Here is a 24,602-nt window from a genome sequence, read left to right as displayed (position 1 = left end):
CTTCGGCCGCCCAGACCCGGAGAACACCGGTTCAGCGCACCCGACCGCGGGCCTTGAGGGGGCTCACCGGCACCTCCGGGGCGTCCAGGCGGGCCCCGTCGTACCCCTTCACCTCGCCGAAGCGGTCGCCCTTCATCCAGTCCTCCCTCGCCTGGCGGATCTCCTCGTCGGTGCGGGCGACGAAGTTCCACCACATGACGAGTTCCTCTTCGAAGGGCTCGCCGCCGAGGAGCATGAGGGCGGCGTCGGAGAGGGCGCGGAGGGGGAGTTCGGTGCGGCCGCAGCCGAGGTAGAGCATGGAGCCGGGGAGGACGGGGACGCCGTCGACGTGGGCTTCGCCGGACATGGCGAGGACGGCGTACTCGAAGTCGGGGTCGAGGGGGAGGCGGGCCTCGGCGCCGGCGGCGAGGGCGAGGTCGGCGCCGACGAGGGGGCTGTACGTGGTGCCGGGCGAGGTGGCACCGTCGAGGCTGCCGAGGATGACGGTGGCGGTGAGGCCGGGGGCGGTGACGTGGGGCAGCTCGGCGTGGTGCTGGAAGTGGGGCTCGACGTGACGGTGGGCGTCGGGGAGGGCGACCCAGAGCTGGGCGCCGTGGAGGAGACGGGCGTGCGGGCGGGGGCTCTCCTCCGAGTGGGAGATGGCCCGGCCGGAGGTCATCAGGCCCAGCTCGCGCGGGCGGATGGTCTGCAGGCTGCCCGTGGAGTCGCGGTGCAGGACCTCGCCCTCGTGGAGCCAGCTGACGGTCTGGAGTCCCATGTGCGGGTGCGGCGGGACCTGCATGCCGGGCTCGTCGGCGATGTCGTCGGGGCCGTAGTGGTCGACGAAGGCCCAGGCGCCGACCATGCGGCGGCCGAGGTTGGGGAGCAGCCGCCGGACCTCGGTCGACTCGCCGAGCTGGACGCGCCGGGGGCTGAGCAGCTCCCGTACGGGCTCGGCGACGACGAAGCCCCGGCCGCCGCACACGGTCGCCTCGGCCTGACGATCAAGATTGCTCATGGCCCCTCAACCTCTTCCTGTCCGGATTCCGGGTGGCGTGGCGCTCCCGGGGCGGGCGACCTTGGTGGAATGTTCAACCATCCCGCCGTGTTGACGTGATCGACCACCCCACAGGGTGGCAGATCCGGGACTCTGGAAAGGGACTGCAAGTGAGCGACACGTACTACGAGTTCGGAACGGCCGGCGAGCGCTGGGACCGCGCCCGGCTGTTCTTCGACGCGAAGGAGTACGGAACCGCCGTCCGCATCCTCGTCGGCCTCGTCGCCGAGCACCCGGAGCAGACGGCCCAGCGGCTCCTGCTCGCCCGCGCCTACTACCACTCCGCCCAGCTCTCCAAGGCCGAGACCGAGCTCCGGGCCGTCCTCGACCGCGACCCGGTCGAGCACTACGCCCGCCTGATGCTCGGCCGCACCCTGGAGCGCCAGGGACGCGCCGACGAGGCCGCCCCGCACCTGCGGATGGCCGCCGCGATGGCGGGCGAGCTCCCGTCCTGACGCCGGCCTGATACCCCCGCACGGTATATTCGGCGGCCAGGAGGTCCTGGCTGTGCGTACACACCGAGCGGAACGCGGCAGACGAGCAGGAGGTGCCATCGCGCACCTTCTGCTCGTCGTCGTGCTCGCGCTCGGCGTGTTCCTGATGCACGCCGTCGGACACCCCGGGGGCTCCGACGCGGACCACGGCACCGGCGGGACCCACGCCGTGGCCGCCCACGGTTCCGACGCCACGGGCCCGGCGACGGCGGCGCACGGAGCCGACGCGCCGGGTGGCACCGACGGTTCCGACGCCCGGCACGATCCCGGCGCGGGGATGGACATGACCACCCTGTGCGTGGCCGTGCTCGGGGCCTGGCTGCTCGCGGGGCTCGTACGGGCCGCGCTCGCGCGCCGTCCCGACTGGCTCACCCTCCTCCTCGCGCGGCTCACGCCCGCGCTGGGGCCGCACGCGCCGCCGCGCCGGCCCCCCGACCTCGCACGTCTGTCCGTCCTGCGGATCTAGGCCGACTCGCCACCGCGGGCGCCTCGCGCTGCCCGTGAACGACTTCGGCCTGCCCTTTTCCGTCAGTACGACCAGCACACGAGGTAACACCACATGCGTGCCTTCACGAACCGCACCACCAGGAAGATCGCTCTCGTCGGCGCCACCGCCGCGGCCGCCCTCCTGCTCGCCGCCTGCGGCTCCGACGACTCGATGAGCGGAATGAACCACGGGGGCAGCACGTCCGCCCCCACGCCGTCGGCGGACGCCTCCGGAGCCGCCGATTCCGGCGCCCCCGGCGACTTCAACGACGCCGACGTCATGTTCGCCCAGATGATGATCCCGCACCACGAGCAGGCCCTGGAGATGGCCAAGCTCGCCGACGGCCGCGCCGAGGACCCCGAGGTCAAGAAGCTGGTCGCCGCCGTCAAGGGCGCCCAGGACCCGGAGATCCGGAAGATGAAGGCCTGGCTCAAGGGCTGGGGCAAGCCCGAGACGCCCTCGATGAACCACGGCATGGCCGGGATGATGTCCGAGCAGGACATGAAGGACCTGGCCGCCACCAAGGGCAAGGCCTTCGACCGCAAATTCGCCGAGCTCATGATCGCCCACCACGAGGGCGCGGTCGCCATGGCCAAGGACGAGCAGGCCGACGGCGGCAACGCCACCGCCAAGAAGCTCGCCGACGACGTCGTCCGGACCCAGTCCGCCGAGGTCGACCAGCTGCGGAAGATCCTCGACCGAATCTGACCGGTTCCGGCACGTCCACGCACGCGCGTGCGCCTCGCTTCGAGCCCGGCCCGGTCGAAGAGGTCCTGGGGCACGTCCACGCACGCGCGTGCGCCTCACGGCGGCCCGTCCCTCACCGGACGGGCCGCCCCGGCCGCCGTGCCCGCGCCTCCGCTCGTACGCCCACACCCTCCTCTCGGCGAAAGAACCATGAAGACCACCCTCTCCGGCCGCTCGGCCACCACCCTCGGCGCCGCCCTCACCGCCGTCGCCCTCGCGCTCACCCTGACCGCCTGCTCGAAGACGGAGTCCGGCGAAGACTCCGGCTCCGGATCGCCGCTCAGCCACATCCACGGACTCGGGATGCGCGACGGCACCCTGTACGTCGCCACCCATCAGGGCATCCACACCCCCGACGCCGAAGGCCGGCCGACGCTGGTCGGCGACCGGCGCGACGACTTCATGGGGTTCACGGTCACCGCCGGGGGCGACTTCCTGGCGAGCGGGCACCCGGCTCCCGGCGGCGACGGGCCCTCCGACCTGGGGCTCATCGCGTCGAAGGACGCGGGGCGCAGCTGGCGGGAGAAGTCGCTGGTGGGCGAGGTGGACTTCCACGCGCTCGACACGGCCCGTGATGCCACGGTGTACGGCTACGACAGCGCGAAGGGCCTCCTGCGGGTCAGCGCCGACGGTGTGCGGTGGGAGGAGCGGGCCGCGCTGCGGGCCCTCGACATCGCGGTCTCCCCCGCCGCTGGCACCGTCCTCGCGACCACCGAGAGCGGCGTCGTACGCAGCACCGACGCCGGCAGGACCTTCGCGCCGGCCTCCGGGCAGGTCCTCGCGTACGTCTCCTGGGCCGCCCCGGACGCCCTCTTCGGCGTCGACCCGAGCGGCGTCCTGTTCCGTGGAACGGACGGGGGCGCCTCCTGGACCCGGGTCGCCACCGTCCCGGGCGGTGCCCCGCAGGCGCTCACCGTCGTCGACGCCCGGCACCTGCTCGTCGCCACCCAGGACGGGGTGTACGAGTCGAAGGACGCGGGCGCCGGTTTCGAGCGGCGGATGGCGGTGACGTCGGGGACGGACGGCCACTGAGCACGGCGGCCGGGGTGTGAGCCGGTGGGCGGGGCGCCTCAGCCGCCGGCGACCACCTCGCCGGCCACGACGACGGTCTCGGCGACGGTGCCCGGGATGTCGTCGGGGGCGATGCGGAGGATGTCGCGGGAGAGGACGACGAAGTCGGCGAGCTTGCCGACGGTGAGGGAACCGCGTTCGTGGTCGAGGAAGTTGGCGTACGCGGAGCCCATCGTGTAGCCCTCCACGGCGGTGGCGACGTCGATGGTCTCGCCGGAGGTCCAGGCCTCGCCGCCGCCGGGAGGGCGGCGGGTGACGGCGGCGTGGATGCCGATCATCGGGTCCATCTCGGCGACGTTCCAGTCGCTGGAGAGGGCGAGGACGGCGCCGGCGGCGTGGAGGCTGCGCAGGGGCCAGGCCTTGTGCCAGCGGTCGGGGCCGATGTTCTCGGCCCAGTCCTGGCCGGGGCCCGCGATGTCGGGGGCGGCGTGCCGGGGCTGCATGCAGGCGACGACGCCGAGTTCGGCGAAGCGCGGGGTGTCGGCCGGGTCGAGGCATTCGACGTGGACGACCTGGTGGCGTGCGTCGCGCGGCCCGTTGGCGGCGCGGGCCCGCTCGACGGCGTCGAGGACGGTGCGGATGCCGCGGTCGCCGGTGGCGTGGACGAAGCACTGGAAGCCGCGCGCGTCGAGGCGGGTGAGGAGCTCTGCGAACTCCTCGGGCGGGTAGAAGGTGTCGCCTCGGTGGTGGTGGCAGCCCGCGTACGGCTCGAGGAGCGCGGCCGTGCGGGGTTCCACGACGTCGTCGATGTACAGCTTGAGCGGACCGACCCGCAGCCGGTCGTCGGCGAACTCCTGGGCGGCCGCCTCGAATTCGTCCAGGTCGCGGTCGGTCGTGCCGCGCGGGTGGAAGAGCGCGGCGACGATCCGGGAGCGGAGCCTTCCCTCGGCGCGGGCGCGCTGGAAGAGGGCGAGGTCGTCGAGGGAGTTCTGGGGTTCGACGACGGTGGTGATGCCGTAGCCGATGGCGTCGTCGAGGCTCTTGGCGAGCCGGCCGTACTGGCGGTCCGTGGACGCCCACGGAAGGCCGAGTTCGCGCAGGGCGCGGTGGCCGTCGCGGGAGAGTCCCTTGACCGCGAAGTCCTTGACGAATCCCGTGGGTTCGCCGGTCTCCGGGTCAGTGACGGCGCGCCCGAAGGGCAGGTCGGTGTGGTCGCGGTCGACACCGAGGCGGCGCAGGGCGGCCGTGTTCAGCCAGGCGGTGTGCACGTCGTAGCTGAGCACGAGCGCCGGTGTGTCGCCGGTGGCCGGGTCGAGGTCGGCCGCGGTGGGCATGCGCCCGTCGGGGACGGCGGAGTAGTCGAAGGCCTCGGCCTCGATCCACTCGGCGTCGGGGTGGGCCGCGTGCCAGGTCCGGATGCGCTCGTGGATCACGTCGAGGCTGCGGGCGCCGGCGAGTTGGACGCAGGCGTCGTCGGAGCCGAGGCGCACGTGGTTGTGGGCGTCGATGAACCCGGGCAGGACGAGCCGTCCTCGGGCGTCGAGGAGCTCCGTGTCCGGTCCTGTCCAGGCTCCCGCCCCCGCGTCGTCGCCGATCCACACGATCCGGCCGTCACGGACGGCGAGCGCCTGGGCTTCGGGGAGCGCCGGGTCGACGGTGTGGATGCGGGCGCCGGTGAGGACGAGGTCGGCGGGGGCGGGGGTGGGAGTGGTGCTGTGCATGCGGGGTTGCTCCATGGCGTACGTACGGGTTGCGGCGGGGCCGGGTCCGGGGCTGCGAGAGGGGGCCTTCAGGGGCGGACCGGTGTGACGCGCCCGCGGGCGAGGAGCACGTACACCAGGGCGGAGACGGCCGCGCCGAGGAGGGTGAGGTCGGCGCCGCCGAGGGGGGCGACGAGGGGGCCGGTCCAGAGTTCGGAGTCGCAGGCGAGGGCGGAGAAGAGGAGTCCGGCGAGGAGGGCGGTGAGGCCGGCCGGGTGCCAGCCGGAGCGGTACCAGTAGGCGCCGCCGGGTCCGGCGTGCAGGCCGGCGGAGTCGTATGTGCAGCGGCGGAGCACCATGTCGGCGAGGAAGACACCGCCCCAGGGGGCGAAGACGATGATCAGGAGGGAGAGGAAGGACAGGAGGGAGGTGGTGAAGTCGGTGAGGAAGAGGGCGCCGAGGGAGCCGACGGCGGTGACGGCGGCGCTGATGACGATGGCGCGGGCGCGGCTCCAGGGGATGCCGAGGACCTGGAGGTTCAGGCTCGACGAGTAGAGCGTGATGATCGAGTTGGTGACGGAGCCGCCGAGGACCAGGGCCAGGAAGAGGGGCTGGAACCAGCCCGGGAGGAGGCTCTCGGTGCCCGCGACGGCGTCGGTCATGTCCGCCTGGGTCGCGGCGGCCACGCCGGCGACGCCGAGGGCGACGGAGGAGAGGAAGCCGCCCAGGGCTCCGCTCCAGGTGACGGCCTTGAGGGAGGTGGTGCGGGGCAGGTAGCGGGTGTAGTCGGCGGGCATCGGGAGGTACGAGAACGGGCCCGCGAGCATGACGACGAAGGCGAGGCTCCAGCCGGAGGCGCCGGGCGCGGCGGACGGGGCGGAGGTGTCGGCGCCGGGCAGGACGAGTACGAGGAGGGCGGCGAAGCCGACCGCGAGGACGTACGCCATCCAGCGCTCGGCGAACTGGACGGTGGCGTGGCCCCAGAGGGCGACGGCGAAGGTCAGCGCGAGGGTGACGGCGAGGGCGAGGGCGCGGGGGGCGTGGCCGCCGTGCCAGCCGAGGTCGGCGAAGAAGGCTTCGAGGGCGAGGGTGCCCACCACCGTGTTCACGATGGTGTAGCCGATGCTGACGATCCAGTTGAGCAGCCCGGCGGGCCAGTTGCCCCGGATGCCGAAGGCGGCGCGGGAGATGACGAGGGTGGCGGTGCCGGTGCGGACGCCGCTGAGCCCGGCCGCGCCGATGGCGAGGAAGGAGAGGCCGCCGATCACGACGACGGCGGTGGCCTGCCAGAAGGAGAGTCCGAAGGCGACGGCGAGGGCGCCGTTGATGACGTACGTGAAGGTGAGGTTCGAGCCGAACCAGAGCCAGAAGACGTCCTTGGCGCCGCCGTGCCGCTCGGCGTCGGGGATCGGGTCGATGCCGTGCTCCTCGACCTGGAAGACCTCGTCGGCCGCCGTCCGGCCCGTGGTGACGGGCTCCGTCTCGTGTACGGGCACACCGCGCTCCTGTCTTGAATGCCGTTCTAAGTCTTAGAACGGCATTCAAGATGCGTGAGGGGTCCCGCCCCCGTCAAGACCCCCGGAGGTTGCGGTTAAGGTCGATCCGGCGGACGACGGCCGCGCAGGGAATCGGAACGGCAGGACGGGGACGGCTGCGGTGGCAGGGGCGGCACGACGACGGGACGGACACGTCACCCAGGAGCGGATGCTCGAAGAGGCCATGGCGGCGATCGCCGAGGACGGCCTCGCCTCGCTCACCATGTCCGCGCTCGCCGAACGACTCGGCACGAGCGGCGGCCACATTCTGTACTACTTCGGCAGCAAGGACTTGCTGCTCCTCGCCGCCCTCCGGTGGAGCGAGGCCGCGCTCGCCGACGAGCGGCGCGCGCTCCTCGCCCGCCGCGTCACCGCCGAGCGCAAACTCGACCTCTTCCTCCGACTCTACCTGCCGCGCGGCACCCGCGACCCCCGCTGGACCCTCTGGATCGAGCTCTGGGCCCGCACCCCCGGCAACACCGCGCTCCGCGACGCCCAGGAAGAACTGGACCGGGGCTGGCAGGAGGACCTGGAGGCCCTCCTCACCGCCGGCGTCGCACGCGGCCGCTTCGCCCCCCTGGACGCCCCGGCCCGCGCCTCCGAACTCCTCGCCCTCCTCGACGGGTTGAGCACCCGCGTCGTCCTGGGCCAGGAATCGCGGCGCGACCCGCGCCCCGCCCTGGAGGTGGCCCGCTCGGCGGCCCGGCTGCTGATCACGCCGCCGGCCCCGGTAGCTCCGACGGCCCCGGCGGCTCCGGGACCTCCAGCCACTCCGGCGGCTCCGGCGGCTCAGCCCCGGTAGGCCTCCAGGAGGCGCAGCCAGGCCTCGCTCAGCGTCGGGTAGGACGGTACGGCGTGCCAGAGGCGGGAGATGGGGACCTCCCCGGTGACGGCGATCGTCGCCGAGTGGAGGAGCTCGCCGATGCCGGGTCCGACGAAGGACGCGCCGAGGAGGACCTCCCGGTCGAGGTCGACGACGATCCGGGCGTGACCCCGGTACCCCTGGGCGTACAGGCCGGCCCCGGCGACCTGCCGCATGTCGACGTCGACCGCCCGGACGCGGTGTCCCGCGCGCTCGGCCTCGGCGAGGCTGAGTCCGACGGCCGCCGCTTCCGGGTCGCTGAACACGACCTGGGGGACGGCCGCGTGGTCGGCCGTGGCGGAGTGCGCGCCCCAGCGGCCGGTGTCCAGGGACGGTTCGCCCTGCACGCGGGCGGCGATGGCGGCACCGGCGATACGGGCCTGGTACTTGCCCTGATGCGTCAGGAGCGCCCGGCGGTTGACGTCCCCGACGGCGTACAGCCAGTCGCTGCCGGTGACCCGGAGGCTGTCGTCGACGTCGAACCAGGAGCCGGGGGTCAGACCGACCGTCTCCAGACCGATGTCGTCGGTGCGCGGCGCCCGGCCCGTCGCGAACAGCACCTCGTCCCCCTCGACGTGGTCGCCGCCCTCCAGGACCACCGTGACCGGCCCCTCGCCCCCGTCGCGTACCACCGCGGTGGCGACGGCGCCGGTACGGATGTCGGCGCCGCGCGTGGTGAGGGCGGCGGCGACGTGCTCGCCGACGAACGGCTCCATGCGCGGCAGCAGCCCCCCGCCCCGTACGAGCAGGGTGACCTTGGCGCCGAGGGCCTGCCAGGCGGTGGCCATCTCGACCCCGACCACTCCCCCGCCGACCACGACGAGGCGCTCGGGCACCCGGTCGGAGCTGGTCGCCTCACGGCTCGTCCACGGGTGCGCCGCGGGGAGTCCGGGCAGCTCCGGGAGCAGCGCGCGGGTTCCGGTGCAGACGGCGACGGCGTGCCGGGCCGTCAGCACATGGCGCTCGCCCTCGGGTCCGGCCACCTCCAGTCGGCGTGGCCCGACGAACCGCCCGTGGCCCCGGAAGACGCGCACGCCGATCGAGTCCAGCCAGTCCACCTGGCCGTCGTCCTTCCAGTGACCGACCACGTCGTCCCGGTGGGCGAAGACCTCCATCGCGTCCAGCGGCCCGTAGACCGACTCCCTGAGCCCCGCCACCTTGCGGGCGTCGGACCGCGCGAGCGCCGGACGCAGCAGCGCCTTGCTCGGCATGCACGCCCAGTACGAACACTCCCCGCCCAGCAGCTCGCTCTCGACGATCGCCGCGCTCAGCCCCGCCGCCCGCACCCGGTCGACCACGTTCTCGCCGACCGGCCCCGCGCCGAGCACCACCACGTCGTACGCGTGCTCGGCTTCCACCGCATCCACCGTTCGTGTCATGGCTCCCAGTCTGCTGGCAGCGGTGCGGAATAGCGCGGCTCGATACGCCGTTGTGCGGGGCGAGTCCCCAGGGGACCGTGAGGACACCGCCAGGAGACCCCGAAAGGTAGGCAGCATGAGCACCGTAGAGCTCACCAAGGACAACTTCGACGAGATCGTGAGCGGGAACGAGTTCGTCCTCATCGACTTCTGGGCTTCGTGGTGCGGTCCCTGCCGTCAGTTCGGTCCCGTCTTCGAGCGGGCGTCGGAGCGCCACGAGGACCTGGTCTTCGCGAAGGTCGACACCGAGGCCCAGCAGGAGCTGGCCGCCGCGTTCGAGATCCGCTCGATCCCGACGCTGATGATCGTCCGTGACAACGTGGCCATCTTCGCGCAGCCGGGCGCGCTCCCCGAAGCCGCCCTGGAGGACGTCATCGACCAGGCGCGCAAGCTGGACATGGACGAGGTGCGCAAGTCCGTGGAGGCGGCGCAGCAGAAGTGACGCGTGGCGAGGAGGGGGGTACGGGAGCCATTCCCGTACCCCCCTCTCGTCGTGTCCGTGGGTGCGCGCCGGCCGCGGGTGGTCAGCGCTCCAGGACCAGGGCGAGGCCTTGGCCGACGCCGATGCAGAGGGCGGCGAGGCCGGTGCCGGAGCCGGCGGCGGCGAGCTGGTGGGCCACGGAGCCGGCGAGGCGGGCGCCGGAGGCGCCGAGGGGGTGGCCGAGGGCGATGGCGCCGCCACGGGGGTTCACGATCTCGGGGTCGAGTTCAGGCCATTCGGCGAGGCAGCCGAGCGCCTGGGCCGCGAAGGCCTCGTTCAGCTCGAAGGTCCGCAGGTCGGCGAAGGAACGCCCGGACTTCTCCAGGGCCCGCCGGACCGCCTCGACCGGGCCGAGGCCGAAGAGCTGGGGCTCGATGCCGGTGACGGCGGAGGTACGGATGCGGGCGAGCGGCTCGCGGCCCGTCTCGCGCAGCCCGTCCTCGTCGACCAGGAGCAGGGCGGCGGCGCCGTCGTTGAGCGGCGAGGAGTTGCCCGGGGTGACCGTGCCGCCCTCGGTCCGGAAGGCGGGCTTCAGCTTGGCGAGGGCCTCCATCGAGGTGGCGTCGCGGATGCACTCGTCGCGGGTCAGCTCGACGCCCGGGTACGGGACGACCTCGTCGTCGTACAGCCCCTTCGCCCAGGCCTCGGCGGCCTTGCGGTGGCTCGCGAGGGCGAACGCGTCCTGCCGCTCGCGGGCCAGACCGTGCCGGTCCGCCACCAGCTCCGCTCCCTCGCCGAGCGAGACCGTCCACTCGGCCGGCATCCTCGGGTTGGTCATCCGCCAGCCGAGCGTCGTCGAGTGCAGCTGCTGGTGACCGGCCGGGAACGCCCGCTCCGGCTTCTGCAGGACCCAGGGCGCGCGGGACATCGACTCGACACCGCCCGCGATGGCCACGGAGGCGTCGCCGAGCGCGATGGCGCGGGCCGCCTGGATCACGGCCTCAAGGCCGGAGCCGCAGAGCCGGTTCACGGTGACGCCCGGCACCGAGACGGGCAGCCCGGCGAGCAGGACGGCCATCCGCGCCACGTCGCGGTTGTCCTCGCCCGCGCCGTTCGCGTCACCGAAGTACACGTCGTCGACGCGCGCCGGGTCCAGCGCGGGCGAGCGGTCGACCAGGGCCTTCACCACGTGCGCGGCGAGGTCGTCGGGTCGCACCCCGGCGAGGGCGCCTCCGAACTTCCCGATCGGGGTGCGGACGGCGTCGACGATGTAGACGTCGCGGATGCTCATCGGTTCTCTCCCACGTGACCTTCGTGACCTGTCTTGTTCGCCTGGTGAAAAAATCTTCGGCGAATGACGCGCGCAGAGTCTGCGTCCGCCGGCCCGCCCTGTCAACGGGCCGATTCCGGACGAGCGGGGAGTAGGGGCCCTACGTCAGCGGGCGGTGGTGGTCGGCGGGCGCGGGTGGGGTCGCGGGTCAGGCCCGGCCGACGGGGCGGGCCAGTGCCGTCAGGCCGTAGTCGAGCTCGCGGCCGTCGACGAGGAGCGCTTCGACCGTGCGGGTCTCGGGGTCGATGTCGGCTCTGATGCCGTGCCCCTCGTAGATCGGGTAGCCCGACTCGCCGTGCCGGCCGGTGGCCTCGACGACGGCCGAGCGGACGGCGCTGTCCGCCACCGAGGCGTCGCCCCTGTCCTCCACGTGCTCGGCCACCAGCAGGATCTCGAAACGCTGCGGAACAGTGCTCATGCACCGACGCTAAGCGCTCGCCGGGACTCCCGCCGGGCGGGAGCCCCGGCGCGAGCCCGGCGCCGGCGTGTCAGCTCGACTCGCGGCGTACGACGCGGGAGTCGAGGAGGGAGCGCGGGGCGGGGGGAAGGCCGGGTTCGCGGACGGCCCGGTCGACGAGTTCGGCGAGTTCGCGGCCGAGGACCATGTCGATGCGGACGGTGCTGAGGCGGGGCCGGAGGAGGCGGCCGAGGAGGAGGTCGTCGGCACCGATGACGGCGGTGTCCCCGGGGACGGAGATCCCCTCGTCCTGGAGCGCGCGCATGAGCAGCATCGCGTACTCGTCGTTGTAGCCGAAGACGGCGTCGAGCCCTTCGTCGCGCCAGCGGGCGGCGAGGGCGCGGGCGGAGTCCTCGTCGTAGCGGAGCGGGAGGGGCACGACGGTGGCGCCGGTGCCCTCGGCCGCGCGGCGGGCGCCTTCGAGGCGGGGGCCGGAGAACATGCCGAGGCCGGGTTCCTCGGGGATGACGACGCCGATGCGGCGGCGGCCGGTCTCCACGAGGTGGGCGGTGGCGACCTCGCCGACCCGGCCCTGCTCCATGACGAGGGCGTGGGTGCCCTCGACGCGCTGGGTGCCGAGGGTGATCACGGCGCGGGCGCCGGAGCGCTTGAGGATCTCGACGCCCTGGGCGGTGAGCTCGGCCTCGCCGAGGGAGACCACCGCGACCGGCCGGAGCTCGGCCCAGGCGCGGGCGGCCTCCTCGGGTTCGAGGCCGACGCTGCCGTACTGGACGACCGTGTAGTCCAGGCGCCGCAGGGCCCACTGGAAGTCGTTGAAGAACTGGCTGTAGAGCGGTCCGACCGGGACGTGGGCGGTCGGCAGGAGCACCATCCGGCTGTGGCCGGCGCGCAGGCTGCGGGCGGCGGCGTGCGGGACGTAGCCCAGTTCCTCGGCCGCTTCCCGTACCCGTCGGCGGGTGGGTTCGCTGATGCGTACGGCCGAGGTGTTGTTCAGGACGTACGACACGGTGGCCCGGGAGACGCCCGCGAGGCGGGCGACGTCGGCGCTGGTCGGGACCGCGCGCCCGGAGGGGCGTTCGGGGGACTGATCGGTTGACTGGCTCATCGCTTCGGCATCTTTCCAGAACAATCCGGCACAGGGTCTGGCGGATGGCCGGAATTGAATGCTACACAGTGCTTACCCGTGTCACTGACACGTGTAAACGAACCGTTCAATCCGCTCCTCGCCCCCTCATCGGGCGATCTCCCCAGGAGGGCACCGTGGCCCTTTCCTCCCCCGGCACCGGCTCCGGCACCGCGACCCCCGGACCCGACACCGGCACAGCGGGTTCCCCCGCCGCCGGCCCCCGCCCGACGCGCGGCCTGCTGCCCCTGCTCCTCGCCGGGAACACCGCGATGTACGCCCTGTACATCGGCGTCCCCGGCATGCTCCTCGCGCTCCAGATCGAGGACATCGACCCGGCGGGCAAGGTGGCGAACTTCGGTCTCGTCTCCGGCATATCCGCGATCTTCGCGACCGTGTTCAACCCGGTCGCGGGCGCGCTGTCCGACCGCTCGGGACGGCGCAACCCGTGGATCCTGGCCGGCGGCCTGCTGGCCCTGCCGGTGATGCTGCTGCTCGGCAGCGTCCACACGATCCTGCTGGTCACCATCGCCTGGTGCCTGGGGCAGGCCGTCATGAACATCTACCAGGCGGCCATCACCTCCGTGGTGCCCGACCGGGTGCCCCTCGCCTCGCGCGGCAAGGCCTCGGCGGCCGTCGGCCTCGGCCTGCCCATCGGCTCGACGATCGGCGCCCTCGTCGGCGCGGCCTTCTCCGAGAACTACCGCACCGGCTACCTGGTCTTCGGCGCGATCGTCGCGGCCACCGCCGTCGTCTTCACCACCTGCGCCCGCGAGGAGCGGATGCCTCCCAAGGCCGCGCTGCCGGTCAAGGAGCAGATCGCGGCCTTCGGCAGCGCGCTCAAGGACCACGACTTCCGCTGGGCGTTCATCGGGCGTGCCCTCCTGGTCCTCGGCTACTTCGCGGTGGCCGGATTCCAGCTGTACATCCTCAAGGACCACACGGATCTGCCGGCCGGGCTCACCCCCGAGGAGGCCGTCGCGATCCTCATGCCGCTCAACTCGGTCGCCATGGTGGTCTCCACCGTGCTCGGCGGCTGGCTCTCGGACCGCTACGACCGGCGCAAGCTCTTCGTGGGCGCCTCCGCCGCCCTCGCCGCCGTCGCCCTGCTCATCCCGGCCCTCTCCGCCAGCTGGACCGCGATGCTCGCCTTCTCCGTCGTCAACGGCCTCGGCTTCGGCTGCTACATGGCGGTCGACACCGCCCTGGTGACGATGGTGCTCCCCAAGGCCGAGGACGCGGCCCGCGACATGGGCGTCCTGAACGTCGCCAACGCGGGACCGCAGATCGTCGCCCCCTTCGTGGCCTCGCTCGTCGTCTCGCTCAGCGGCGGGTACACGGCCCTCTTCCTCATCGCGGCCGTCCTGTCGGTGCTCGGTGCGCTCGCCGTGCGCCCCATCCGCAGCGTCCGCTGAGCCGGGCCAGGGGCCGGCTGCTCGGAGGGTTCCATGTACGCGCCGGAGTACGGGTTCTGACGTACCGTTCAGTCATGGACGAAACGTCGATGGACTCCTCGATGGTGGGACTGCTCGGGCGGGTGACCGGCACCGTCGGCCCCGGTCTCGTCGGTGAGGTGATCGTCCGGATCCGGGGCGGCGCCGAGCACTTCCTCGCCCATCCGGCGACGCCGAAGGAACGGATCGAGATCGGGACGGTCGTGATGGTCATGGAACATCTCCCTCCACGCACCGTCTATGTCACAGCCGCGTACGACAGTTGACCAAAGCGTTGAGTGCGCGCCCGTCACGGGCGCACACTCCCTTCACCGGGTCCGCTCGGCCCCGGTGAAGGGGGAACCATGCCCATGGGCATCGGCATTCTGGCAGGCGTCGTCGTCGGCGCCTTCGTCGTTCTCATCACCGTGTTCAAGATGATGTGGCGCGTCGCGGAACCCAACGAGGCGCTGATCATCTCCGGTTCCAACCACAAGAACGAGGGTCTCGGCGCGGGCATGGGGTTCCGCATCGTCACCGGTCGCGGCACCCTCGTCCTGCCCGGCGTCCAGGCGGTCCGCAAGCTGTCCCTCGACCTCAACGAGACCCAGCTGTCCGTCGAGTGCGTCACCCACCAGGGCATTCCGCTCAAGGTCCGCGGCGTCGTCATCTTCAAGGTCGGTGACGACTTCGTCTCGATCGCCAACGCCGCGCGCCGCTTCCTCGACCAGCAGAAGCTCATGTCCGAGCGGGTGCACATCGTCTTCGCCGGTCATCTCCGCGCCATCGTCGGCGGGTTGACCGTGGAGGACATGATCCGCGACCGCGAGAAGCTCACCGGGCAGGCCCGCTCGGCCTGTGGCACCGAGATGGAGAAGCTCGGCCTGATCGTCGACTCCCTCCAGATCCACGAGATCGAGGACCCCACCGGCTACATCAAGAACCTCGCGGCGCCGCACGCCGCCGCCGTCCAGCGCGACGCGCGGATCGCCCAGGCCGAGGCCAACCGGCGGGCCACCGAGGCCGAACAGCAGGCCGCGGCCCGCATGTCCGAGGCCACCCGTGACAGCGAGATCCTCCAGGCCGGCTACCAGGCCGAGCGGGACCAGGCCTCCGCCCGCGCCCGCCAGGCCGGCCCCCTGGCCGAAGCCGCCTCCCGCCAGGAGGTCGTCGTCCAGGAGACCCGGGTCGCCGAGCTGGAGGGTCACCGCAAGGAACAGCAGCTCCAGGCCGAGGTCCGCAAGCCGGCCGACGCCATGGCCTACGAGACCCGGACCCTCGCCGCCGCCGAACGCGACGCCCGGATCTCCGCCGCCGAAGCCGAGGCCAAGGAGACCGAGCTCGCCAGCGCCGCCCAGGCCACGGCGACCCGGCTCACCGGTGAGGCGGAAGCCGCCGCCCAGCACGCCAAGGGCCTCGCCGTCGCCGAGGCCACCCGCGCCAAGGGTCTGGCCGAGGCCGAGTCGATCAAGGCCCGCGCGGCGGCCCTCGCCGAGAACCAGGAGGCCGTCGTCGCCCAGCAACTCGCGGAGAAGTGGCCGGAGATCGTCTCCGCCGGCGCCTCCGCCTTCGGCAACGTCGACCAGATGGTCCTGCTCAACGGCGCCGACGGCATGGCCGACGTCTTCGCCAAGGCCCTCACCATGGGCGGCACCGGCCTCGGCCTCGCCCGCCAGCTCCTCGCCACCATGAACCCGGCCGCCCAGGAACGGCTCGGCCCCACGAACGTCCCCGCGCAGAGCGTGGAGATCACCGTCGGCGACGGCGGCGACACCGCGTAGTCCGCTCGCCCCAGGGGGTGACACGACGGGGCCCGGCGCCATCATGGCGCCGGGCCCCGTCCTCGTACCCCCGTCGGCTCCCCTGCCCCGCTCACTCACCCCGTGACGGGCAGCCGGTCCGCCGACCGGCTCCGTTCTCCCCGGCCTCCCGGCCTCAGTTGTGGCCGAACTTCCGTTCCTTCCGGTGCGACGCGTGCTCCACGAGCGGCATCGAAGGCTCTCTCGCGGGTGTCGGCGCCGCCTTCTCCTTCGCGGCCGCGTCGGTGCGGTGCTCATGACCGCCGGTACGGGCTCCCCGGTTCGTCCGGGTCTGTTTCTTGCCCACGATCGTGCCTCCCGTGACGGGTCTCGGACTGTGGTCCGTGTCCCCCCAGCCTGGCACGATGCCCCGAAAGCCGCATTTCAGCCGGTTTCCCGTCAGGCCGCGCGCTCCAGCACCCGCTCGAAGGCCGCGAGCGTCCTCCTGCCGGCCGAACGGTCCAGCACCGCGAAGACGATCTCCTCGAAATGCCCGGCGAACCGCCCGTCGCCCGTCAGCAGTGCCTTGAACGCCCCCGCCACCTCCGCCGGCTCGTTCATGAACACGCCACACCCCCACGCCCCCAGCACGAGCCGCCGGTACCCCGCCGTGGCCGCCGTCTCCAGGACCCTTTCGGCCCGTGCTGCCAGCACCTCGGGCAGCCGGTGCGCGAGCGCGGGCGTCGTGCGGCGCACCACCCCCGCGTTCGGCGCCGGCGAGGTGAGGAACCCGGCCTTGAACGGTTCCGCGAGCAGGTCCCCGCGGTCGTCGCGGAACACCGGCACGCCGGGCGAGTGAATGACGCGGTCGGTGTAGAAGGCGTCACGCTCCGCGCGGTGGTGGGCGTAATAGGCGGGCGCCCGGAGCAGGGTGGCGTGCAGGGCGGAGGCCCTGCAGAGGGCCTCCTCCTGTGCCTGGGCCCCGTTGAGGTACCCGCCGCCGGGGTTCCGCGCCGAGGCGAAGTTCAGGACGGCCACCGGGCGGGAGGCGTCGGCTCCGGTCATCCTGCGGGCCGCCGCGAGGCTGCTCTCGGCCGTCACGTCGACGGTGGCGGTGCGGTCCGTGTCCGGGGTGACGGGCAGGGGGTCGGGGCCGTACAGGCGTGTTCCGGACAGGGCGGCGGACAGGTCCTCGGCGAGGGAGACGGTGCGGCCGTCCGGCGCTCGGTACCGGGCGGCGGAGACGATGTCCTCGGTTTGCCGCGCGATGGCGCGCAGTCGGGCACTCATGGTGACCAGGGTGATCGTTTCGCCCCGGCGGGGGCAACGGAATTTCGGGGCCGTCGGAGGACGGGTTTCGGTCGGGGGCGGGAGGGGTGGTCTTGCGTGGGGGGTAGGGGTGGCTTTAGGTGGAAGGAGTGAGGGGCCGCGCGAGGAGGAGGTGGAGGGATGGCGTCGAGCGGGATACCGCGCGGCGGGCCGGCTCTCGGTGAGGGAGAGGCGGAGGACCTGCTGCGGGGCATCTGTTTCAAGACCGGCCCGCCGCGCACGGTCGGCGCGGAACTGGAGTGGCTGGTGCATGATCTGCGGGATCCGCGGACACCCGTACGGCCGCCGAGGCTGGCCGCGGCGGTGGACACCGTGCGGTCGTTGCCGCTGGTGTCGCTGTTGACGTTCGAACCCGGGGGGCAGCTGGAGCTGAGCTCGCGCCCGGCCGGTTCCCTCATGGAGTGCCTCGACTCGCTCGCCGCGGATCTGCGGGCGGTGCGGGGTGCGCTGGGCCCGCTGGGGCTGACGCTGAGCGGGTACGGGGTGGATCCGTGGCACGCGCCGCGCGAGAGGGTGCTGCACGAGCCGCGTTACGACGCGATGGAGACCGCGCTGGGCCGGAACGGTTCGGCGGGGCGGGCGATGATGTGCGATTCGGCGTCGGTGCAGATCTGTGTGGACGCGGGGATCGAGGAGCCGGGGCCGCTCGGGTACGAGCGGCGCTGGCGGCTGGCGCATCTGCTGGGCGCGGTGCTCGTGGCGGCGTTCGCGAACTCGGCCGTGCACGGCGGTCGACGGACCGGCTGGCGTTCGACGCGGCAGGCGCTGTGGGCGGAGCTCGACCCGCGGCGGGCGCTGGCGCCGTCGCCGGACGGCGAGCCGCGCGCCGAGTGGGCGGCGCACGTGCTCGATACGCCGGTGCTGTGCGTGCGGGCCGACGAGGGTCCGTGGGCGGTGCCGGAGGGGCTGACGTTCCGGGAGTGGATACGGACGGGCTCGCCGCGTCCGGCCGACGCGGACGACCTGCGGTATCACGCGACGACGATGTTCCCGCCGGTCCGGCCGCGCGGTCACCTGGAGCTGCGGATGGTGGACGCGCAGCAGGGACCCGACGGCTGGATGGTGCCGGTGGCCGTGACCACGGCGGTGTTCGACGACCCCGCGGCGGCGGAGACCGTGTTCCGGGCGCTCGAACCGCTTGAGGAGCGGGCCGGTCCGGGTCCGGCTCCGCGCAATCCGCTCTGGCACGCGGCGGCCCGCGACGGTCTCTCCGATCCCGGTCTGCACGCGGCCGCCCGGACGGTGTTCGCGGTCGCGCTCGACGCGCTGCCCCGGGTCGGTGCGAGCGAGGCGGTACGGCGTGCGGTCGCCGCCTTCCAGGAACGGTATGTGATCCCCGGGATCTGCCCGGCCGACGAACTCCAGGCGGTGACCTCATGAGCGGGATCCAGGACGAGAACGATCCGGAAGCCCTGCGGACCCGTGCTCTCGACGCGCTGACGGTCGCGCGGGCGCGGACGGCCTTGCTCACGTCCTGCGTGGAGGACGGTGAACTGACCGCGCAGCACTCGCCGTTGATGTCGCCTCTGGTGTGGGATCTGGCGCACATCGGCAATCAGGAGGAGCAGTGGTTGTGGCGGGCCGTGGCGGGGCGGGAGGCGCTGCGGCCCGAGATCGACTCGCTGTACGACGCGTTCCAGCATCCGCGGGCCACGCGTCCGTCGTTGCCGCTGCTCGCTCCGCGCGAGGCTCGCGCCTATGCGGCGGACGTGCGGGTGCGGGTGCTCGACGTGCTGGAGAGCACGCCGCTGGAAGGCCGGCCGCTGGTGGACGCGGGCTTCGCCTTCGGGATGATCGCGCAGCACGAACAGCAGCACGACGAGACGATGTTGATCACCCATCAGCTGCGGAGGGGTCCCGCGGCCCTGGCCGCTCCCCCGCCGCCGGTCACGGCGTCGGGTCCGCTGCCGCCGGAAGTCCTGGTGCCCGGCGGGCCGTTCACGATGGGGACGTCGGACGAGCCGTGGGCCCTGGACAACGAGCGGCCCGCGCATCCCCGGGTGGTGCCCGCGTTCTACGTGGACACGACGCCGGTGTCGAACGGCGCCTATCTGGCGTTCATCGCCGACGGCGGCTACACGGAGCGCCGGTGGTGGCGTCCCGAGGGCTGGGCGCAGATACGGGAGCACTCCATCGCGGCGCCGTTGTTCTGGCGTCAGGAGGGCGGGCAGTGGCTGCGCCGGCGGTTCGGGGTGACGGAGGTGGTGCCGGAGGACGAGCCGGTGCTGCACGTGAGCTGGTACGAGGCGGACGCGTACGCGCGCTGGGCGGGGCGGCGGTTGCCGACGGAGGCCGAGTGGGAGAAGGCGGCACGGTTCGACCCGGTGTCGGGGCGGTCGCGGCGCTATCCGTGGGGTGACGCCGATCCGGGTCCTGAGCACGCGAATCTCGGGCAGCGGCATCTGCGGCCCGCGCCCGTGGGCAGCTATCCGGAGGGTGCGTCGCCGCTCGGCGTACGGCAGTTGATCGGTGACGTGTGGGAGTGGACGGCGAGTGACTTCCTGCCGTATCCGGGGTTCACGCCCTTCCCGTACAAGGAGTACTCGGAGGTGTTCTTCGGGCCGGAGCACAAGGTGCTGAGGGGCGGGTCGTTCGCGGTGGATCCGGTCGCCTGCCGGGGGACGTTCCGCAACTGGGACCTGCCGGTCCGGCGGCAGATCTTCTCGGGCTTCCGTACGGCGCGCGGCGCGGAGCTCGACTGATGTGCCGTCATATCGCGTTCCTCGGCGAGCCGGTGGCGCTCGGCGAGCTGCTCGTCCGGCCGGGTCACTCGCTGGTGCGGCAGTCCTGGGAGCCTCGGACGCAGGCGAGTGGGGTGGTGAACGCCGACGGTTTCGGGGTGGGCTGGTACGCGGAGGGCGATCCGGTGCCGGCGCGCTACCGGCGGACCGGGCCGATCTGGGGCGATCCGTCGTTCGCGGATCTCGCGCGGGTGGTGCGGTCGGGGGCGGTGCTCGCCGCGGTGCGGAGTGCGACGCTGCCGGGCGCGGACGGGGAGGCCGCGGCGGCGCCGTTCGCCGGCGGGCCCTGGCTGTTCAGCCACAACGGGGCGGTCGCGGGCTGGCCCGGTTCGCTGGCCGACGCGGCCCGGACGCTGCCGGCCGAGGAGCTGCTCGCCCTGGAGGCGCGTACGGACTCGGCGCTGCTGTGGGCGCTGGTGCTGCACCGGCTGCGGGCCGGGGACGCGCCGGGGCAGGCGCTGGCCGACACCGTGCGGGAGGCCGCCGCGGCGGCGCCCGGGTCCCGGCTGAACCTGCTGCTGACCGACGGTGCCGTGATCGCGGGGACGACGTGGGGGGACAGCCTCTGGTATCTGAAGGGTCCCGACCGGGTGGTCGTGGCCTCCGAACCGTACGACGACGATCCGCGTTGGAGCGAGGTGCCCGGGCACACGCTCGTGACCGCGACCCGCGCCGAAGTCACCCTCACCCCGCTCAAGGAGCCGTCCGCGTGAGCCCGTTCCAGTTGACCCGCACCCTCGCCCCCGATGCCGCGGGCGCCGATCTGCGCGCCGATGTCCTGCACGGTCTGACCCGCTCCCCCAAGGAGCTGCCGCCGAAGTGGTTCTACGACGCCCGGGGCAGCGAGCTGTTCGAGGAGATCACCCGGCTGCCCGAGTACTACCCGACGCGGGCGGAGCGGGAGATCCTGGTGGAGCGCGCGCCGGAGATCGCCGCCGCCACCGGGGCCAGGACCCTGGTGGAGCTGGGCTCGGGCTCGTCCGAGAAGACCCGGTTCCTGATCGACGCGCTGCTTCCGGGGCTCGACAGTTACGTCCCGGTGGACGTCAGCGAGTCTGCGCTGACCGGGGCGGCCGAGTCGCTGCTTGCCGAGCGTCCCGGGCTCCGGGTGCACGCGCTGGTCGCGGACTTCACCCGGGGCCTCGGGCTGCCGGGGACACCGGGGCCGCGTCTGGTGGCGTTCCTCGGCGGGACGATCGGGAACCTGCTGCCGGCCGAGCGGCGGACGTTCCTGCGTTCGGTGCGGGCGATGCTGTCGCCGGGTGACGCGCTGCTCCTGGGCACGGACCTGGTGAAGGAAGAGGCGACGCTGGTGGCCGCTTATGACGACGCGGCCGGGGTGACGGCCGCGTTCAACAAGAACGTGCTGTCCGTGATCGACCGGGAGCTGGGCGCGGACGCCGATCCGGACGCCTTCGACCATGTGGCGGTGTGGGACGCGGAACGGGAGTGGATCGAGATGCGGCTGCGGGCCCGCCGCGCGCTGACCGTGAAGATCCCGGAGCTGGATCTCGTGGTGCCGTTCGCGGCGGGCGAGGAGATGCGGACGGAGGTGTCGGCGAAGTTCCGTCAGGCCGGCGTCCGGGCGGAGCTCGCCGAGGCGGACCTCGATCTCGATCGCTGGTGGACGGACGGCGAGGGCAGGTTCGCGCTGTCGCTGGCGACGGCGCGCTGAGCGGCGGCCGCGAGGGATCCGCGGTCCGGGTGCCGGGCGGCGGGTATGCGTTCCGGCAGCCGGACCTCGGCGGTGAGTCGGCGGGTGGTGACCACCCGCCACAGTGAGGCGCCGAGCGGGTCGTCCCCGACGTACGCGGCGGCGTCGGTGGGCCGGTAGTCGAGCCGTACGGGCTGGACGTCGGCCCCGCTGTCGAGCGCCGCCTGGAACGCGGCGGGCCGGAAGCGGCCGCCCGCCCGGCCGCACCAGGTCGACCCCTCGGGGAAGACGACGACCCGGCCGCCGCCGGCGAGCACCCCGGCCATCTCGCGGACCGTGCCGGGCAGGGCCCGTAGTCCGTCCCGGTCGAGGAAGAGGGTGCCGCCGAGCGCGGCCAGCACGCCGAGGACGGGCCAGCGGCGTACCTCCGCCTTGGCGACCATGCGGCCGGGCAGCACGGCCGCGATCAGCGGGATGTCGAGCCACGAGACGTGGTTGGCCACGACCAGGAGCGGTCCGGTGGCCGGGACCCGGCCCTCGTACCGTACGCGGACGCCGAAGGCGCGGACCACGGCCCGCAGCCAGGTCCGTACGAGGGCGAGCCGGGTCGCGGGCGGGAGCGGCGCGGTGGCGGGGGCGAGCAGGATGCCGAGGAGGACGGTGCCGGTGCCGGCGGCGAGGCGCAGGACGGCGCGGGCGGTGCCGGCGGTGGGGTGGTCACCGCCGGCGTGCGGGTGGGCGGTGCAGCGGCCCGGGACGCAGGGTGCCGTGGGGAGCCACGGCGAGGGTGCGGCGGGTCCGTTCACCGGGCCGGGGCGAGCGACAGGAAGTGGTTGAGGTAGCGCGGGTTGGTGCGGCGCAGCGAGAGCAGGACGTAGAGGTCGGCGACGCCGAAGTCGGGGTCGTGCGCGGGGGCGCCGCAGACCCGGGCGCCGAGCCTGAGGTAGCCGCGCAGCAGGGGCGGGAGTTCGGTGCGGCCTTCGGGGCGGGTGATGCCTTCGGGGTTCCACAGCTTGTGCGGGGTGACCCAGTACTCCTCGGGGGCGAGGTGCTTGGCCTTGACGGTGTCCCAGGTGGCGGCGGCGAGGCTGCCGCCGTCGGCGAGGGGCAGGGAGCAGCAGCCGGCGAGCCAGTTGTGGCCGGTGGTGGTCATGTAGCGGGCGAGTCCGGCCCAGATGAGGGCGATGACGGCGCCGTTGCGGTGGGCGGGGTGGACGCAGGAGCGGCCGACCTCGACGAGGTCGTGGCGGATGGGGGCGAGCCGGGTGAGGTCGAACTCGGTCTCGGAGTAGAGGCGGCCTGCGACGGCGGCCCGCTCGGGCGGCAGGATCCGGTAGGTGCCGACGATGTCGCCGGTGTTCTCCTCGCGTACGAGGAGGTGGTCGCAGTAGGCGTCGAAGGCGTCGGTGTCGAGGCCGGGCTCGGGCCCGTCGACGCGGGCGCCCATCTCGCCGGCGAAGACCAGGTGGCGGAGGCGCTGGGCGGCCCGTACGTCGTCCTGGTGGCGGGCGAGTCCGACGAGGTACCGGGGGGTGTCCTCCTGCCGGCCGGCCTCGGCGCCGGGCTGGGCGGGGACGGCGAGCGTGGGAACGGCGGACGCGGGGGCGGCGAGCGTGTGCGTCGGTGCGGTCATGGCGGGCTCCTCCGGCGGACGGAAGGGGAAGGGGCGGGCCGGGCCGCTTGCGCGGTGGCCCGGCCCCTTACTTCTTCCGTGACCGGCTGGATTCGAGTTGACCGTCCGGGGGATCGCCGGTGTGCGAAGGCTGAATGCTATTCGGCGAGTGTGTCCGTGATGGCGGCCGAGGCGTCCTTGGCGGCCTTCACCGGGTCCTCGCCGGTGAGGACGGCCGTCATGTACGGCTTGATGGGGTTGTCGGCCTCGACGCTGGCCCACTGCGGGGAGTTGGGGGTGGCGCGGCCGCGCGCGGCGCCCCTGGCCATGACGGCGGTGGCCTCCTGGTTGGCGACGACGGAGGCGAGGCTCTTCTTGTTGGGCACGTATCCCATGGTGCGGGCGAGTTCGGACTGCCACTTCTCGCCGGCGAGCGCCTTGACGACGTCGATGGCGGCGGTCCGCTCGGGCGCGTTCTCCGGGATGATGAGGTCGGAGCCGCCGGTGAAGACGGCGCAGGGCTGGCCGGCCTTGGCGCCGGGTATCGGGAAGTAGCCGAGCTTGTCCTTGAGGTCCGGGTTGGCCTTGAGGATGGCGGCGACGGCGCTGGGGGTGGCGATGAGCTGGGCCACGTCGCCCTTGGCGAAGACGTCGGCCTGCGGCGGGTTCTGCTCGTCGGCGTTCTTGGGTCCGTCGCCGAGGGCCTGGAGGGCCTTGTAGTAGGCCATGCCGCGGCGGGCGGCCGGGGATTCCAGCGCGCCGGTCCACTCGCCGCCCTTGTCGACGGCGAGCTCGCCGCCCTCGTCCCAGATGAAGCCGGCGAGGGTGTACCAGTCCTGGCCCGCGAGGTAGATGCCCTGGTTGCCGTCGCTGTTGAGCTTCTCGGTGTCGGTGAGCCATTCGGCGCGGGTGGCCGGGGGCTTGTCGATGCCGGCGTCCTGGAAGAGGTCCTTGTTGTAGATGACGATGCGGTTGGCCGCGTACCAGGGGATGCCGTACTGGGAGCCGCCGATGCTGCCGGGCTCGGCGAGGCCGGGGACCCAGTCCTCGCTGCCGAGGTCGCGCACGGACTCCAGGGTGAGGTCGAAGAGCTTCTCGGTGTCGGCGTACTGGGCGACCTGGGTGTTGCCGACCTCGATGACGTCGGGGCCGCCGGGGCCCTTGATGGCCTCGGTGACCTTCTTCCCGATGCCGGTCCAGTCCTGGATGGTGACGTTGAGCTCGACGTTGTCGTGCTCGTCCTCGTACGCCTCGGTGAAGCGCTTCAGGAAGTCCTCGCTGACGCTGTCCCGCATGAGCCAGATGTTGACGGTCTTGGTCTGGCCGCCGCCGCCCGGCAGCATCCCGCAGCCGGCGAGGGCGAGCGCGGTGGCGACTGCCAGGGGGCAGGCGAGGTGGCGGTTCTTCACGTGGGTCACCTTCTGCGGTTCAGCACACAGGGGCGTGCGGCATGGGGAGCTGACCCGACATGGGGGGACCGAACGGGGTGTTCGCGCGGGTATGTGGCCTGGA

General features: G+C 73.1%; 25 protein-coding genes. 13 read left to right on the top strand and 12 right to left on the bottom strand.

What is annotated here, in order from left to right:
- Positions 1-31 precede the first annotated feature (31 nt).
- Entirely contained in the window at positions 32-997 is a 966-nt protein-coding gene (locus ACZ7G1_RS13045) for a pirin family protein (RefSeq protein ID WP_470871486.1), read from the bottom strand.
- Between the two features lie 149 nt (positions 998-1,146).
- Here ACZ7G1_RS13045 and ACZ7G1_RS13040 point away from each other — a divergent pair, with 149 nt between their 5' ends.
- The 4 genes from ACZ7G1_RS13040 to ACZ7G1_RS13025 all read left to right on the top strand — a co-directional run bounded on the left by ACZ7G1_RS13040 (position 1,147) and on the right by ACZ7G1_RS13025 (position 3,796).
- Entirely contained in the window at positions 1,147-1,491 is a 345-nt protein-coding gene (locus tag ACZ7G1_RS13040) for a tetratricopeptide repeat protein (RefSeq protein ID WP_470871488.1), read from the top strand.
- A 52-nt stretch (positions 1,492-1,543) separates the two neighbouring features.
- Complete coding sequence (locus tag ACZ7G1_RS13035) at positions 1,544-1,996, top strand: DUF6153 family protein (RefSeq protein WP_470871489.1); 453 nt, start codon at positions 1,544-1,546, stop codon at positions 1,994-1,996.
- A 93-nt stretch (positions 1,997-2,089) separates the two neighbouring features.
- Positions 2,090-2,725 (top strand): DUF305 domain-containing protein, encoded by a 636-nt coding sequence (locus ACZ7G1_RS13030; RefSeq protein WP_470871491.1) that lies wholly within the window; start codon positions 2,090-2,092, stop codon positions 2,723-2,725.
- 189 nt (positions 2,726-2,914) lie between these two features.
- Positions 2,915-3,796 (top strand): F510_1955 family glycosylhydrolase, encoded by an 882-nt coding sequence (locus ACZ7G1_RS13025; RefSeq protein WP_470871492.1) that lies wholly within the window; start codon positions 2,915-2,917, stop codon positions 3,794-3,796.
- A 38-nt stretch (positions 3,797-3,834) separates the two neighbouring features.
- Here ACZ7G1_RS13025 and ACZ7G1_RS13020 read toward each other — a convergent pair whose 3' ends face one another.
- Both ACZ7G1_RS13020 and ACZ7G1_RS13015 read right to left on the bottom strand, forming a co-directional pair.
- Positions 3,835-5,496, bottom strand: coding sequence for an amidohydrolase (locus ACZ7G1_RS13020; protein ID WP_470871493.1), 1,662 nt, complete (start codon positions 5,494-5,496; stop codon positions 3,835-3,837).
- A gap of 68 nt (positions 5,497-5,564) precedes the next feature.
- Positions 5,565-6,971, bottom strand: a complete 1,407-nt coding sequence (locus tag ACZ7G1_RS13015) for a purine-cytosine permease family protein (RefSeq protein WP_470871494.1) — start codon at positions 6,969-6,971, stop codon at positions 5,565-5,567.
- 160 nt (positions 6,972-7,131) lie between these two features.
- On the opposite strand from ACZ7G1_RS13015, the gene ACZ7G1_RS13010 reads away from it, so the two are divergent.
- On the top strand, positions 7,132-7,812 hold the full coding sequence (locus ACZ7G1_RS13010; protein ID WP_470871495.1) for a TetR/AcrR family transcriptional regulator: 681 nt from the start codon (positions 7,132-7,134) through the stop codon (positions 7,810-7,812).
- On the opposite strand, the gene ACZ7G1_RS13005 is transcribed toward ACZ7G1_RS13010, so the two are convergent.
- On the bottom strand, positions 7,800-9,251 hold the full coding sequence (locus ACZ7G1_RS13005; protein WP_470871496.1) for a dihydrolipoyl dehydrogenase family protein: 1,452 nt from the start codon (positions 9,249-9,251) through the stop codon (positions 7,800-7,802). The genes ACZ7G1_RS13010 and ACZ7G1_RS13005 overlap by 13 nt on opposite strands.
- Positions 9,252-9,366: 115 nt before the next feature.
- On the opposite strand from ACZ7G1_RS13005, the gene trxA reads away from it, so the two are divergent.
- A complete protein-coding gene (gene trxA / locus ACZ7G1_RS13000; protein ID WP_470871498.1) occupies positions 9,367-9,732 on the top strand; it encodes a thioredoxin in 366 nt (121 codons plus the stop codon).
- A gap of 82 nt (positions 9,733-9,814) precedes the next feature.
- On the opposite strand, the gene ACZ7G1_RS12995 is transcribed toward trxA, so the two are convergent.
- The 3 genes from ACZ7G1_RS12995 to ACZ7G1_RS12985 all read right to left on the bottom strand — a co-directional run bounded on the left by ACZ7G1_RS12995 (position 9,815) and on the right by ACZ7G1_RS12985 (position 12,564).
- A complete protein-coding gene (locus ACZ7G1_RS12995; protein ID WP_470871499.1) occupies positions 9,815-11,002 on the bottom strand; it encodes a thiolase family protein in 1,188 nt (395 codons plus the stop codon).
- 187 nt (positions 11,003-11,189) lie between these two features.
- The gene (locus ACZ7G1_RS12990) at positions 11,190-11,459 is read right to left on the bottom strand and encodes a hypothetical protein (RefSeq protein ID WP_470871501.1); all 270 of its coding nucleotides are present in this window, start codon (positions 11,457-11,459) and stop codon (positions 11,190-11,192) included.
- A gap of 70 nt (positions 11,460-11,529) precedes the next feature.
- Positions 11,530-12,564 carry a LacI family DNA-binding transcriptional regulator gene (locus ACZ7G1_RS12985; RefSeq protein WP_470871503.1) on the bottom strand — a complete coding sequence of 345 codons (1,035 nt, stop codon included), beginning with the start codon at positions 12,562-12,564 and terminating at the stop codon, positions 11,530-11,532.
- Between the two features lie 155 nt (positions 12,565-12,719).
- Between ACZ7G1_RS12985 and ACZ7G1_RS12980 the strand changes: the two genes are divergently transcribed.
- The 3 genes from ACZ7G1_RS12980 (at position 12,720) to ACZ7G1_RS12970 (ending at position 15,796) form a co-directional block, all read left to right on the top strand.
- Positions 12,720-13,997, top strand: coding sequence for an MFS transporter (locus tag ACZ7G1_RS12980; protein ID WP_470871505.1), 1,278 nt, complete (start codon positions 12,720-12,722; stop codon positions 13,995-13,997).
- A gap of 74 nt (positions 13,998-14,071) precedes the next feature.
- Positions 14,072-14,302: a hypothetical protein gene (locus tag ACZ7G1_RS12975; RefSeq protein ID WP_470871507.1), complete on the top strand. Its 231-nt coding sequence runs from the start codon at positions 14,072-14,074 to the stop codon at positions 14,300-14,302.
- Positions 14,303-14,386: 84 nt separating this feature from the next.
- Complete coding sequence (locus tag ACZ7G1_RS12970) at positions 14,387-15,796, top strand: flotillin family protein (protein WP_470871987.1); 1,410 nt, start codon at positions 14,387-14,389, stop codon at positions 15,794-15,796.
- A gap of 154 nt (positions 15,797-15,950) precedes the next feature.
- Here the strand turns inward: ACZ7G1_RS12970 and ACZ7G1_RS12965 are convergent, their stop codons facing one another.
- Together ACZ7G1_RS12965 and ACZ7G1_RS12960 are read right to left on the bottom strand one after the other, a co-directional pair.
- Positions 15,951-16,121: a hypothetical protein gene (locus tag ACZ7G1_RS12965; protein ID WP_470871508.1), complete on the bottom strand. Its 171-nt coding sequence runs from the start codon at positions 16,119-16,121 to the stop codon at positions 15,951-15,953.
- 92 nt (positions 16,122-16,213) lie between these two features.
- A complete protein-coding gene (locus ACZ7G1_RS12960; RefSeq protein WP_470871509.1) occupies positions 16,214-17,044 on the bottom strand; it encodes a TIGR02452 family protein in 831 nt (276 codons plus the stop codon).
- 159 nt (positions 17,045-17,203) lie between these two features.
- On the opposite strand from ACZ7G1_RS12960, the gene egtA reads away from it, so the two are divergent.
- Genes egtA through egtD form a run of 4 tightly spaced genes read left to right on the top strand, consistent with a single transcriptional unit; the run spans position 17,204 to position 21,499 of the window.
- Entirely contained in the window at positions 17,204-18,463 is a 1,260-nt protein-coding gene (gene egtA, locus ACZ7G1_RS12955) for an ergothioneine biosynthesis glutamate--cysteine ligase EgtA (RefSeq protein ID WP_470871510.1), read from the top strand.
- Complete coding sequence (gene egtB / locus ACZ7G1_RS12950) at positions 18,460-19,785, top strand: ergothioneine biosynthesis protein EgtB (protein ID WP_470871511.1); 1,326 nt, start codon at positions 18,460-18,462, stop codon at positions 19,783-19,785. Before egtA ends, egtB begins: the two co-directional genes overlap by 4 nt.
- Positions 19,785-20,537, top strand: coding sequence for an ergothioneine biosynthesis protein EgtC (gene egtC / locus ACZ7G1_RS12945; RefSeq protein WP_470871512.1), 753 nt, complete (start codon positions 19,785-19,787; stop codon positions 20,535-20,537). The genes egtB and egtC overlap by 1 nt, the downstream gene beginning before the upstream one ends.
- Positions 20,534-21,499, top strand: a complete 966-nt coding sequence (gene egtD / locus ACZ7G1_RS12940; RefSeq protein WP_470871513.1) for an L-histidine N(alpha)-methyltransferase — start codon at positions 20,534-20,536, stop codon at positions 21,497-21,499. Before egtC ends, egtD begins: the two co-directional genes overlap by 4 nt.
- Here egtD and ACZ7G1_RS12935 read toward each other — a convergent pair.
- The 3 genes from ACZ7G1_RS12935 to ACZ7G1_RS12925 form a co-directional block, all read right to left on the bottom strand.
- Positions 21,394-22,284, bottom strand: coding sequence for a lysophospholipid acyltransferase family protein (locus ACZ7G1_RS12935; protein WP_470871514.1), 891 nt, complete (start codon positions 22,282-22,284; stop codon positions 21,394-21,396). The two genes, egtD and ACZ7G1_RS12935, sit on opposite strands and share 106 nt — an antisense overlap.
- On the bottom strand, positions 22,281-23,111 hold the full coding sequence (locus ACZ7G1_RS12930) for a GNAT family N-acetyltransferase (protein WP_470871516.1): 831 nt from the start codon (positions 23,109-23,111) through the stop codon (positions 22,281-22,283). Before ACZ7G1_RS12930 ends, ACZ7G1_RS12935 begins: the two co-directional genes overlap by 4 nt.
- A 137-nt stretch (positions 23,112-23,248) precedes the next feature.
- Positions 23,249-24,499, bottom strand: a complete 1,251-nt coding sequence (locus tag ACZ7G1_RS12925) for an extracellular solute-binding protein (protein ID WP_470871517.1) — start codon at positions 24,497-24,499, stop codon at positions 23,249-23,251.
- Between the last annotated feature and the right edge of the window lie 103 nt (positions 24,500-24,602).

The organism is Streptomyces sp. NPDC037273 (genome assembly GCF_055603625.1).
This window is presented reverse-complemented; position numbering and strand designations above follow the sequence as displayed.